Origin of the sequence: Promicromonospora sp. NPDC050880, from assembly GCF_044456525.1 — a bacterium.
GTDB lineage: Bacteria > Actinomycetota > Actinomycetes > Actinomycetales > Cellulomonadaceae > Promicromonospora.
In genome coordinates this window covers 141,386-153,784 of sequence record NZ_JBITFV010000006.1, presented here as the reverse complement: position 1 = coordinate 153,784, position 12,399 = coordinate 141,386, and the positions used below count along the sequence as shown (strand labels likewise).

9 protein-coding genes are annotated in these 12,399 nt (G+C 73.0%); 3 read left to right on the top strand and 6 right to left on the bottom strand.

Features of this window, described 5'->3' with window-relative positions; translation table 11 throughout:
- Positions 1-57: 57 nt before the first annotated feature.
- The 5 genes from ACIBBF_RS12980 to ACIBBF_RS12960 form a co-directional block, all read right to left on the bottom strand.
- Complete coding sequence (locus tag ACIBBF_RS12980; RefSeq protein ID WP_397413685.1) at positions 58-1,974, bottom strand: OmpL47-type beta-barrel domain-containing protein; 1,917 nt, start codon at positions 1,972-1,974, stop codon at positions 58-60.
- Positions 1,975-2,009: 35 nt separating this feature from the next.
- Complete coding sequence (locus ACIBBF_RS12975; protein ID WP_397413683.1) at positions 2,010-6,005, bottom strand: ThuA domain-containing protein; 3,996 nt, start codon at positions 6,003-6,005, stop codon at positions 2,010-2,012.
- A gap of 44 nt (positions 6,006-6,049) precedes the next feature.
- On the bottom strand, positions 6,050-7,120 hold the full coding sequence (locus ACIBBF_RS12970) for a multicopper oxidase domain-containing protein (RefSeq protein WP_397413680.1): 1,071 nt from the start codon (positions 7,118-7,120) through the stop codon (positions 6,050-6,052).
- Positions 7,121-7,442: 322 nt separating this feature from the next.
- Complete coding sequence (locus ACIBBF_RS12965) at positions 7,443-8,054, bottom strand: hypothetical protein (protein ID WP_397413678.1); 612 nt, start codon at positions 8,052-8,054, stop codon at positions 7,443-7,445.
- A 131-nt stretch (positions 8,055-8,185) separates the two neighbouring features.
- Entirely contained in the window at positions 8,186-9,040 is an 855-nt protein-coding gene (locus ACIBBF_RS12960) for an alpha/beta fold hydrolase (RefSeq protein WP_397413676.1), read from the bottom strand.
- A 69-nt stretch (positions 9,041-9,109) separates the two neighbouring features.
- Here ACIBBF_RS12960 and ACIBBF_RS12955 point away from each other — a divergent pair, with 69 nt between their 5' ends.
- The 3 genes from ACIBBF_RS12955 to ACIBBF_RS12945 are packed head-to-tail and all read left to right on the top strand — an operon-like array spanning position 9,110 to position 11,429.
- Positions 9,110-9,793: a TetR/AcrR family transcriptional regulator gene (locus ACIBBF_RS12955; protein WP_397413674.1), complete on the top strand. Its 684-nt coding sequence runs from the start codon at positions 9,110-9,112 to the stop codon at positions 9,791-9,793.
- On the top strand, positions 9,790-10,479 hold the full coding sequence (locus ACIBBF_RS12950) for an NUDIX hydrolase (protein WP_397413672.1): 690 nt from the start codon (positions 9,790-9,792) through the stop codon (positions 10,477-10,479). The genes ACIBBF_RS12955 and ACIBBF_RS12950 overlap by 4 nt, the downstream gene beginning before the upstream one ends.
- 17 nt (positions 10,480-10,496) lie before the next feature.
- Positions 10,497-11,429 carry a threonine/serine dehydratase gene (locus ACIBBF_RS12945; RefSeq protein ID WP_397413670.1) on the top strand — a complete coding sequence of 311 codons (933 nt, stop codon included), beginning with the start codon at positions 10,497-10,499 and terminating at the stop codon, positions 11,427-11,429.
- A gap of 8 nt (positions 11,430-11,437) precedes the next feature.
- Here ACIBBF_RS12945 and ACIBBF_RS12940 read toward each other — a convergent pair whose 3' ends face one another.
- The gene (locus ACIBBF_RS12940) at positions 11,438-12,328 is read right to left on the bottom strand and encodes an aminoglycoside phosphotransferase family protein (RefSeq protein WP_397413668.1); all 891 of its coding nucleotides are present in this window, start codon (positions 12,326-12,328) and stop codon (positions 11,438-11,440) included.
- Between the last annotated feature and the right edge of the window lie 71 nt (positions 12,329-12,399).

The window sequence follows — 12,399 nt, the reverse complement described above, 5'->3', positions numbered from 1 at the left end:
GCCGCGCCCCGGCCCTCCGTGCGGAGGACCGGGGCGCGGCGTTCGTGCAGGGTCGTGCTACCGGCCGACGTCGGACTGCCGGGCGGCCCGGATCAGCTTCGTGGCCTCCTGCGGGGTGATGACGTCGGCGTCGTCGAGCTGGTCGGCGACCTGGGTCACGTGGAGCACGAAGGCGCTGTGGCTGACCCACGCCCCGTCCGCGTCGATCAGGTCGGCGATCGTGCACCCGTTGCCGGTGTCCACGTTCGCCACCCTGCTGTCCTTGTCGCCGATGATCACCGTGGGGCGCTCGTCGGAGACGGGGCACGCGTCGATCGTGGACCGCGACACGGAGAACCGGAGGGTGCCCGTGCGGGTCACGTTCCCGGCGTTGTCCGTGGCCCGGTAGGCCATGGCGTGCGCCCCCGGGTCCGTGACGTCGAACGGGCCCGTGTACTCCCGGAACGCGGAGTCGCCGAACGCGTACTCGATGAACGCGACCCCCGACTCGTCGTCCCGGGCGGTGATCGACACCGTGGCGACTTCGAGGTAGACCCCGTAGTCGTCCTGGTCGCCGTCGACCTGCGCGGACGCGATCGGCGGCGTGACGTCCGGCGGGTCCGCGCCGCCCACCACGACCAGCTCCACGGAGCCCGGCTCCGAGGTGTTGCCGGCCGCGTCGGTGGCCCGGTAGGTGAGCGTGTGCGGACCCGTCACGTCGACCAGCACGGGGTCGCCGTAGTCGGACCAGCCCCCGCCGTCCAGGTCGTACTCGACGCTCGCCACCTCCGACGCCTCGTCCTCGGCCGTCAGGTGCACCGTGGCCGAGCCGACGTAGGCACCGTCCTCGTCCTGCTCGCCCATGACGTGGGCGGTCACGGTCGGGGGAGTGGTGTCCTCCTGCGAGGGCTCGACCACGGTGAACGTCGCCGAACCCTCCTCGGAGACGTTGCCGGCGTTGTCCGTGGCCCGGTACGTCACCGTGTGCTCGCCGGGTGCGTCGACCACCACGGGATCCGTGTAGGCCGCGTACCCGGCACCGTCGAGGTCGTACTCGACGCTCGCCACGCCCGACCCGGCATCCAGCGCCGCCAGGTTCACGGTGGCCGTGCCCACGTAGGCGCCGGCGTCGTCGAGCTCGCCGGTGACCTCGGCCGTCACGACGGGTGCCGTCGTGTCCTCGCCGTCGGCGGAGACCACGGTGACCTCCACGGTGCCGGGCTCGGAGACGTTGCCCGCGTTGTCCGTGGCGCGGTACGCCAGCGAGTACGTGCCCGGCTCGTCGAGGACCACGGGCTCGCCGTACGGGCCGAACTCCCCGCCGTCGAGCGCGTACTCGACGGAGGCGACGCCGGAGCTGTCGTCCTCGGCCGCCAGGCTCACGGTGGCCGACCCGATGTAGGCGCCGGTGCCGTCCTGCTGCCCGGCCACCTGCGGGGTCACGACCGGGGCCGTGGTGTCCTCGCCCGGGTCCTCGGTGACCACGAGCTCGCCCGTCATCGTGCCGTGCCCCGGGATCGCGCAGAAGTACCGGTACGTGCCCGGGGTCAGGACGACCTCGGCCTCGTAGCGGCCCCCGTTGGCGTCCAGGGGGTTGGCCAGGATGTCCAGCGTGACGTCGTGGTTGTACCCCGGCGTGCTGGTGTCGAACGTCAGCGTGTGGCTCATGGCGATGTTGTTGCCCGTGGCCGTGCTGTTCTCGAAGACGATCGTCGTGGCCCCCGCCGTGGCGGTGTCCGGCGCCGACGCGTACTGCGAGACGCTCGCGCTCGCCGTCCAGGTCAGGACCTGGTCGGCCGCCTCGGCGGTGGTGGCGGCCGCGGTGGCGCCCGCCTCGTCCTGCGCATGGTTCTTCCCCTTGGCCTTCGGGGGCGACCACGCGGTGACGCCCTCTTCGTGGGGCTCCGCCGCGATGGCGCCGACCGGGGCCAGCGGCAGTGCCACGAGGGCACCGACCGCCAGCCCGGCCAGGAGGCGGGACAGCTGCTGTCTCATGGACCTACCTCTCCTGTTCGCGGTCCGGGGCGTGCTCACAGGTCACGCACCCGGATGTTGCGGAACTCCATGGCGTCCGCGTCGCTGTGGTTCTGCAGCCCGATGAACCCCGTGAGGAACTGCCGCAGGTCCGTGGGCGGGTCGCCGGCGCGCGAGGACTCCTTGCCCGGCGAGTTCTCGAACTCGTTGATCACCACGCCGTTGCGGATGATCGTGTACTGCTGGCCGACCACCTGGATCTCGTAGTCGTTCCACTCGCCCTTGGGGGTCACCCCGGCCTCGTCCAGGCCGTTCGGGTCGAAGTTGTACACGGATCCCGTCTTCTGGGGCTCCCCGGTCGTCCCGTCGTAGATCTGGATCTCGTGGCCGCAGTAGATCGCCACCCACGCCTCGGCGTCGGTGCCCTGCCCGCACCCGGGGCGCTCGTCCTGCGGGACGCGCGGGTCGGGGAACCGGGTGAAGACGCCGCTGTTGGCGTGCCCGTCACCGGGCGCGACGTCCTTGAACTGGAGCTTGAGCGAGAAGTCGCCCAGCTCCTCGCCCGGGTACCAGAGCATGCCCAGGCCGCCCTGCGCCCGGATCGACCCGTCCGGCTTCAGGTCGAAGTGCCCGCCCGGCGCCTGCCGCCAGCCGGCCAGGGACTCGGCGGTGCCGTCGAACAGCCACCGGTAACCGGTGGGGCTGCCCTCCGCGCCGATGCCCGACTCCTCGGCCGCCGCCAGCAGCGCGGTGCGCTCCTTGCGGGTGATCACCTTGTCCGCCAGGAGCTGGTTCGCCACCGCGGTCACGTGGTTCACGAACCGGCCGTTCGTGTCCCACTCGGCCTCGTCCCGGATCAGGTCCGCGATCGTGCAGCCGCCCAGGTCGTCGTTGGCCACGCCGCTGTCGACGTCACCGATCCAGACCGTGTCGCGGTCGTCCGGGATGGTGCACTCGGTGGTCACCGGCACGTCGAGGGTCGTCGTCTCGCCGTCGGCGTAGGTCACCGTCAGCGTCGCCTCGTAGCTGCCCACGCGGGCGTAGGTGTGCCGCGGGTCGGCCTCGGTGGAGGTGGTGCCGTCACCGAAGTCCCAGGCGTAGGAGACGCCGCCCGAGTCGCTGCCCGTGAACGCGACCGTCAGCGGGTCGCTCTGCACGCTCGCCCCGGCGCCGGCCGGCAGCGGGGTCGGCGGGCCGCCCGTGTAGCTGATCCGGACCAGCTTCTGGCTGTTGGTCAGCGAGAAGAAGCCGCCGCCGTAGTCGAGCAGGTACAGCGCCCCGTCCGGACCGAACTTGGCGTCCATCCACTGCTGCACCTCGGCGTTGCCGTTGCCGCCCGAGATGATCTGGCGCAGGTCCTCGGCGTAGACCGGGGGACCGGCCTCCTCGACCGTGTCCGGGTTCACCGTGACGGCGATCCGGTTGTTCGCGTTCGACTGGTCACCGATGAACCACTTGTCGTCCCAGTACGCCGGCCAGGCCACGCCGCTGTCGGTGTCGACCTCCGACCGGTGGTAGGTCGGGCCGTCCATCACGGCCTGACCACCGCCGCGCAGGTACGGCAGCGTGTAGGTGGCCTCGGAGTCGACGTACGACGGGATGCCCTCCTCGTTCTCGGGGAAGACCGGGCCGCCGCCGCTGGGCGAGTACCAGATCATGTTGTCCTTGACGGGAGGCAGGTCCACCAGGCCCGTGTTGCGGGGCGAGGTGTTCTTCGGGTTGTCGCAGTCGTACCAGCCGGTCAGGACGCTCGCGTCCTCGTTGCTCCGGTCGCGGTAGGGCTGCTTGTTGCCCATGCAGTACGGCCAGCCGTGGTTGCCCGCCTCCGTGATGATGGTGGCGGTCTCGTACTTGGCCGGGCCGAGCTCCGGGTCCGGCAGTCCGGCGTCCGGGCCCACCCAGGCGGCGGTCAGCCAGTCGTTCTGGGAGTCGTAGGCCAGGCGCGAGATGTTGCGCACGCCCATCACGTAGATCTCCGGCCGAGTCTTGTCGGCCGGGTACTCGCCCTCCGGGAAGAGGTTGCCCTCGGGGATCGTGTACGTGCCGTCCGGCTCCGGGTGGATCCGCAGGATCTTGCCGTTCAGGTCGTTCGTGTTGCCCGCCGTGCGGCGCGCGTCCTGGAACGAGATGCCCGCGAACTCCTGGGTCCAGTTGTTGCCGGAGTAGCCGTCCGAGCCGCCCGACGAGTTGCTGTCACCCGAACCGATGTACAGGTTGCCCTCGTCGTCGAAGTCCATGCCGCCGCCCGCGTGGCAGCAGCTGTGGATCTGCGTGTCCCAGTGCAGCAGGTCCACGCGCGTGGCCTGGTCGATGGTGTTCGCCTCGGCGTCGTACGTGAAGCGCGACACCGTCCGCTGGCCCACGCGGCGCTCGACGTCGATCGACTCGTGCGGCATCCAGTAGAGGTAGACCCACTGGTTCTCCTCGAAGTTCGGGTCCAGCGTGATGCCGAGCAGACCCTCCTCGTTCTTGACCAGCTCGCTGCCGCTGCCGCGGTTGCCCATCACGTCGAGCGTGGTCAGCAGCGTCGTCGTCTCGCTCTCCGGGTCCCAGCGGTGCACCGTGCCGCAGCCCAGGCCCACGTCCGGGTCCTCCCACGGCACGACCGGCCCCGAGGGGCAGGCGGCCTTGCCGATGTAGAAGACGCCGCCGTCGGGCGCGACCGTCAGGCCGTGCGGCTCGCCGATCTGGTCGAGCGTGCCCGCGGCGTTCTGCGCCGTCAGGCGCTCCGACTCGTAGTTGGCCGCGATGGTGGCCTGGCAGTCGCCGCGCACCATGCCCGTGGACCACAGCAGACCGCCCAGCAGGTGGTCGCGGAAGCCCTCCTCGGCGTAGCTCGCCGCCGTGCCGCCCATGCCGGTGTAGAACGACCGGCCGCCGTCGTAGTCCCGGCACCACGAGATCGGGTGGAACGCGCCGTTCGCGCCCTCGCCCGGCTCGTAGTCCCACTCCTGGACCTGGGCCACGGTGTGCACGTCACCGATCGGGTTGGGCGACCAGTTCAGCCACCGGTCCGACCGGGTCCAGTTCTGGGGCAGGCCCTCGCCCGCCGGGTGCGCGGGGTCCAGGACGTTGACCGTCGCCTCCTGCACCGGCACCACCGGGTCCGGCTCCTGCTCGCCCGAGGCGTCGAAGAGCTGGATCTCGGCGAGCTGGGTGAGGTCGTCACCTGCGTTCGCCGTGATGTCCAGGCGGTAGTGCTGGTAGGCCGTCTCGTTCTCGAACCGGTAGTCCTGCGCCGTGAAGCGCTCCGGGAAGTCCTGGTCCGCCTGCGAGTCCAGGTCGGTCCACGTCTCGCCGTCGGCCGAGCCCTGCAGCGTCCAGTCCTGGGGGTCGCGCCCGGCGAAGTCGTTCGCCGACGTGAGCGCGTAGCGCGTGGCGACCGCGGGCTCGGCCAGCTCCAGGTCGATCACCGCGGTGGGCTCGAACGCGAGCCACTTGGTGTTCGAGTCGCCGTCGATCAGGTTCGGCGCGTCCTCGTTCGGCGGGTTCTCGGCGCTCGCGGTGACGCTCGCGACGTCCAGCGGGTCCGGCAGGTTGCCGGCCGGCCGGGTGCCGATCAGGCCCGTGAACCACTGGGAGCGGTCCTGGGCGCGCGCGGCGTCGCGCACGCCCAGGAAGCCGCCGCCGGCCTGCACGTAGCCCTTGAGCGCGTCCTCCTGCGCGGTGCTCATCTCGACGCCCTCCGCCGAGAGGAAGACCACGCCGCGGTAGGCGGCGAGGTTCTTCGCGGTGAACACCTTGGGGTCGCTGGCCGTCTCCACGGTGAACCCGTGCTCGGCACCCAGCTCGCGGAAGGTCCGCACCGCCGTCGTCACGGGGTCGCGCTGCTGCGCGGGCGCCCCGTAGAACACGAGCACGGTGACGTCGGCCGCGTCCTGCGTCGCGGCCGCCACGGGGGCGGCGTCCGCCACCGTGGTGCGCTGCGCCTGGGCGGGGACCGTCGCCATGCTGACGACGAGCGCCGCACCGGCGAGCGCGGCGAACGCGCCCCGCGTCGTCCTGCGCGAGGCGTCCGCCCCGCGGATCCTTCGTCGTTCTGTCCGTTCCATTGCTGCTCCCTTCACCACGCCTGTGTCGCGTGAGTGCATGGCGGTCAGTGGCCGGTGTGGCTGTCGGTCGAGGACTCGGTGGTCTCGGCGGTCTTGGTGGCGGTCGTGTGCCCGCCGTGCTCGTGGAACCGGTCGATGGCGTCCTGCGCGCCCTCGGGCATGGAGCCGTCGGCGTTGCGCACCAGGAAGATGCCGGCCATGCCGCCGTCCGAGTGGAACTGGACGTGGCAGTGGTACATCCAGGCGCCCGCGCCCACCTTCTGCCCGGCCTTGACCTGGAAGCCGAACGAGTCGCCCGGGTTGAGGTCGCGGGTGTCGATCACCTGGCTGGGGTCGTCCGGGCCCGCGAGGTAGCCGGTGCGGTTGTTCGCCCAGCGGTGGGCGTGCAGGTGGAAGGTGTGGAGCTGGTCCCCGTGGCCGATCGCGACGAACTCGACGGTCTCGCCGAGGTTCGCCTCCAGCATCGGGGTGTCGGGCGCCACCTTGTTGTTGATGGTCATGTCGTTGAACACGACCGTGTAGGTGCGGTCGGGCAGGATGTCGCCCTTGCGGCGCACCACGAGGCCGCCGTACAGGCCCGCGCGCAGGCCTGCCGTGCCGTGCTCGCCGTCCATCGCGTGGTCGTGGTAGTGCCAGTAGCCCGCGGAGCCGGGCACCCAGTGGCCGTCGTCGAGCTGGGTCTGCACGTGGCTGCGCCACGTGTAGGTGCGGGTCTCGCCGGGCTCGTTGAACGAGGCGTTGAAGGGGCTGCCGTCCGAGTCGGTCGAGTAGTCCACGCCGTGCGGGTGGATCGACAGCCGCTTGTCGGTGTTGTTGACGAGCTCGATCTGCAGGGTGTCGCCCTCCCACATCTCCAGCAGGGGGCCGGGGATGGTGGCCTTGCCCGGGGCCAGCCCGTAGCCGTACTGGCCGCCGGGCAGGGCCTCGGCGTAGATGGTGATGTGCCGGGTGGTGCCCAGCGTGGTGATCGGGCCCGGTCCGGCGGCGACCGCGCTGTCGGCGCCGAGCGCGAGCGCGGCGGTCGGCGCCATCAGGCCGGCGAGGGTTCCGGTCAGGACGGTACGGCGGGACACACCGCCCGATGCGGGGCGGTGGTCAGTGCTGTGCTCAGGCATGCGTCTCCGTTCGACACCGTCGGGTCGCGGTCAGGCCGGCCCGACGAGACAGGGATCGGGAGGGAGGGGAGTCGCTGACAGCGGTGTCACGAGGTGGACCACATCGTCGTTGCCTCCCAGGACGTCGGCTGATGACCGTCAGCGGCGACGGTCGTGCCCTCAGGACGCATACGGCCGCCTTGCCGGTATGGCGACAGATGGCTCGCATGCGTGTTGTGCACCACAAGGTGGCTTTGTGAACCTATGGCGACTTCTGCCGAGTGTCAAGCAAAAGATGAAGGTCGATCGTCAGACTTCGTCGGCTCGCACCGGTAAAAGGTGGTTACGGCAGGAGCACCAGGGCCGCCGTCGCGACGAGGACTGCGCCGGTGAGCAGGCCGGTCAGCGGGTGGACGAGCGCCACGGTGGGCCGGTGGCCCCGGGGGTGCGGGACGGCCCGCAGCACCCAGCCCAGCGGCCAGGCGGCCAGTGCGACGGCGATCCCGGCCGCGGCGCCGAGGTAGAGCGCGGGGACGTCGAGGGTGTTCGCGATCACCGCCACCTGGAGCGCCGTCGAGATCGCGACGACCGTCGGGATCAGGTGCACCCGCTGCTTGCCCACGGTCACGGCGGCCTTGGCCTCGTCCTTCGCGGCTGCCACCGCCCGGCGGTACCGGCTCGCCAGCAGGCCGGTGCACAGGCGGGTCAGGCCGGCGTGCACCGCCAGGGCGGCGACGTAGATGCTCACGACCCGCCCGGTCGCGACCGTGCCGTCCGGCCAGGCCCGTGCGGCGGCCAGGGCGCCGAGGGCTGCGACGACGCCGGCCAGGACCAGCCCGGCGACCGGGGCCAGGCGGGTCCACGGGCCCGAGTGCCGGACGGTCCAGCCGAACCACAGCGCGCCCAGGATGCTGACCGCGGTCGCCGCCAGGGCGTGGTCGCTCGCGTACTCCATCGTTCTTCCCTCCACCCGGGACCGGCGCCGTGAAATCGGCACAAACCGGGCGCAAGCCTAAGACGTCCGTGCAGGTCAGGGAAGGTTTCGGATATCTGGCTGGTGATGTCGCGCGATGTTCACCGAGGGGTTCACGCGGAGTTCACCGCGCCCGCCGTGACGTGCCCGAGGACCGCGCCGAGCGTCTCCGGCGCGTCCAGCACGCCGTTGTGCCCGGCGTCCGGCTCCACCAGCCGGCTGCCCGGGTGTGCGGCGTGCAGCGCGCGTGACGAGGCCGGCGGGATCTCCCGGTCGCGCGACCCGTGCACGAACAGGGCGGGCGCCGCCACGGGGTGGCGGAAGAGGTCGAAGCGGGCGGCGGGATCCGGCTCGTCGGGGAAGAGTCGTGTGGCCACCCGTCGTGCGTGCCGGTCGTGCAGGGTCGCCGGGAGGTCGATCGCCCGGACGAACCCGTCGTTCAGGGCGTCGAACGACGGTGCGGCGGCGACGGCGGTATACGTTGCGGCGTCCACGCCCTCCGTGACGGCGGTGCCCGCGGCGAGCGCCCCGAACGAGTGCCCGACGATGCCGGCCAGCGGCCCGGCGTCGTCGGCGATGCGGCGCATGATCGCGAGGTGGTCGAGGATCGTCGTGTACCGGCCGGTCGAGTCGCCGTGGGCCACGGCGTCGTAGGCCAGGACGTGGCGGCCCGACCGTTCCAGGGTCTCGACGAGGCGCGCGAACCGCGACGCCCGCGACCGCCAGCCGTGCACCAGCAGCACCGGGTCCCCGGCCGGGTCGCCCCAGGCGTAGGTGACGACCCGCTCGCCGGCCACGCGCAGCTCGCCGCGGCGGGCGCGCTCGTGGACGGCGCGGTCGGCGGTGCGCACCGGCGCGGGCGCGCCGATCGTGCGGAAGGCGCGGTAGGACGCGGCCAGCGCGAGCGGCGGCGCGACGCGGCCGGTGACCCGGAACGCGGCGCGGACGGCGGGGTGGATCCGGGGCATGGGAGCTCCTGTCGGGAGAAATCTGGACGACCGTACGGATAGTATCCGAACGGTCGTACACTTTCCACCATGGCGAGCGACGCGGGTACCGGCACCGAGACCGACGGCAGGCGCCTGCGCGGCGACCGCACCCGCCGCACCGTGCTCGACACCGCCGTGCAGGAGGCCTCCGTGAGCGGCCTGGAGGCGCTGTCGTTCGGCGCGCTCGCGGCGTCCGCCCCCGTGAACAAGAGCGCCATCGCCGGGCTGTTCGGGTCCAAGGAGGGGCTCCAGCTCGCCGCGGTCGAGCGCGCGCGCCAGATCTACACCGAGCACGTGATCGTCCCGGCCCGGTCCGCCCCGCGCGGCCTGCCGCGGCTGTGGGCGCTCGTGCTGGCCTGGACCGCGTACTCCCGGGCGCGCGTGTTCCGGGGCGGCTGCTTCTTCCGCACGGTCGAGGTCGAGTTCGACATGCGCACCGGCGCCGTACGCGATGCCGTCGTGGCGGCGCAGCGCGACTGGGAGGCGTACCTGGTGCACCAGGCGCAGCTCGCGGCGCAGGCCGGCGACCTGTCCGGCGACACGGACCCCGAACAGGTCGCGTTCGAGGTGAACGCGCTGCTCAACGCCGCGAACGACCGGTCCCTGCTGCTGGGCGACGATCGCGTGTACGACCGGGCGCTGGCGGCGGCGCGGGCCCTGCTCGTGGCCCACGGCGCCGACCTCGCCGCCCTGGACCGGGTGTCACCGCGCGGGGTTAAGGTCGGGCGGTGAGCTCCTCCGCATCCGCACGCAAGCAGCTGGTCGCCCTCGCCGAGCGAGGCTTCGAGGGGCCGTGGCGGCACGCGCGCGGCGACTTCACCGCGGACGCCCGGCCCGCCTCCGTGCTCGTGCTGTTCGGCGTGCTCGACGACCTGCCCGCCGACCGCGCCGCGAACCCCGACGTCGCGGTGCCGGCCGATCTCGACGTGCTGCTCCTGGCCCGTGCCGCGACGCTGCGCAGCCACGCCGGGCAGGTGGCCTTCCCGGGTGGCCGGGCCGAGGACGGGGAGGACGCCGTCGCGGCCGCCCTGCGCGAGGCGGAGGAGGAGACCGGGCTCGACCCCGCCGGGGTGGAGGTGCTGGGCGCGTTCGGCGAGCTGCCGATGCCCGTCAGCAACCACGTGGTCACACCCGTGCTCGGCTGGTGGGCCCGCCCCACGCCCGTGCGCGTGGTGGACGTCGCCGAGTCGGCCCACGTGTTCCGCGCCCCCGTGGCCGACCTGCTCGACCCGGGCAACCGCTTCACCACGGTGCTGCGCCGCGGCCGCCAGACCTGGCGCGGACCGGGCTTCCACGTGCACGACGGCGACCTCACCCACCTCGTGTGGGGGTTCACCGCGGGCATCCTCGACGCCGTGTTCGACCAGCTCGGCTGGACCGAGCCCTGGGACCGCACCCGAGAGCTGGGCATCGCGTGATGCCCGAGGAGGAACCGATGACCGACGTGACCCGCGACGCCATCCGCGCGGCCGAGGCCCTGATCCGCCCGCACGTGCGGCACACCCCGGTGCTGGAGGCCGACCTGGCCGACTTCGGCCGCCCCGCGCACCCGCTGGCGCTCAAGCTGGAGTGCCTCCAGCACTCCGGCTCGTTCAAGGCGCGGGGCGCGTTCACCAGCCTGCTCACCCGCGACGTGCCCCACGCCGGCGTCGTGGCCGCGTCGGGCGGCAACCACGGGGCCGCCGTCGCCTACGCCGCGGCCCGGCTGGGCATCCCCGCGACGATCTTCGTGCCGAGCGTGACGTCGGCGGCCAAGGCCGACCGCATCCGCGGCTACGGCGCCAAGCTCGTGGTGGGCGGCGACCGCTACGCCGACGCCCTGGCCGCCAGCGAGAAGTTCGTCGCCGGCACCGGCGCCATGACCGTGCACGCCTACGACCAGGTGGAGACGCTGACCGGCCAGGGCACCCTCGGCCTGGAGATCGCCCAGGACCTGCCCGACCTCGACACCCTGCTGGTGGCCGTGGGTGGCGGCGGGCTGATCGGCGGCATCTCCGCCTGGTTCCGCGGCGACGTGCGCGTCGTGGCCGTGGAGCCCGAGGGTGCGCCGACCCTGCACCGCGCCCTCGCGGCCGGCGAACCGGTCGACGCACCCACCGAGGGCATCGCCGCCGACTCGCTCGCGCCCCAGCAGGTGGGCCGCCTCATGTTCCCCCTGGCCCAGCAGTTCGTCGAGCGCTCCGTGCTGGTCACCGACGAGGCCATCGCGGCCGCCCAGCACTCCCTGTGGGAGACGGCCCGCGTCGTGGCCGAGCCGGGCGGGGCGACGGCGCTCGCCGCCGTGCTGTCCGGCGCCTACGTGCCCGCACCGGGGGAGCGGGTCGCGGTGCTGGTGTGCGGCGCGAACACGACCGCCGTCCGGCTCTAGGCCGTCGCTCAGCCCAGGAGCTGCTCCACCGCGTGCTCGCCGACGCCCACCATGACCGGGTGGGTGTCCGGGTAGGAGAAGCAGATCGTCGTGTACAGCAGCGCCCAGCCCTGGGCACGGCGCCACATCCCGGCGTCCCAGCCGCGCCCGCCCCGGGCCTGGGCGTCGACCACGGCCCGGAACCGACGGCGGCCTTCGGCGTCGAACGTGAGCCACATGGCGCCCAGGTCGGACGCCGGGTCGCCGCTGGTCACGTCGCCGAAGTCGATCACGGCGGCCAACCGGCCGCCCGCGGTCACGAGGTTGGCCGGGTGCGGGTCGCCGTGCAGCCACATCGGGGCGCCGTCGTACTCCGGGGCGCTCGCGGCGTCCGCCCACAGGGCGCGGGCGCGACGGTGCAGCCGCTCGGGCAGCAGGCCGAGGCGGTCCTCGAACGTCGCCTCGCGCTCGCCGACCGGGATGCCGCGAAACCTGTTTCCGGGGGCGTCGTCGGGCGCCGGCTGGTGCAGCGCCACGAACACCCGCGCGAGGTGCTCGGCCCACGGCGTGCGCTCGGCGGGCGGGACGAGCGCGGCGGCGACGCCGTCCACCCACCGGACCACGCCCCACGGCCACGGGTAGCCGAGTGCGTCGCTGGGTGTGCCGACGCGGACCGGCGTGGGCACGGGGACGGGCAGGCGCGGCGCCAGCAGCGGGAGCACGCTGTGCTCGTTGCGCATGAGCTGCGCGCCGAGCTCGCGGCGCGGCAGGCGCAGGGCGAGGTCGTCGCCCAGCCGGACCACCACGTTGTCCCACCCGTTGGCCACCAGCTCCAGCGGCAGGCGGGCGAGGTCGGGATGCTGCTCCTGCAGGAGCGCCCGGGCGAGGTCGACGGTCACGTCGAGGTCGGCGGCGACCACGGTTTCCTCCTTCGTCGGGGCGCGCAAACCCGGGCGCGCCGGATGAGGTGCCGGATGGGGGGGGTGGAGGA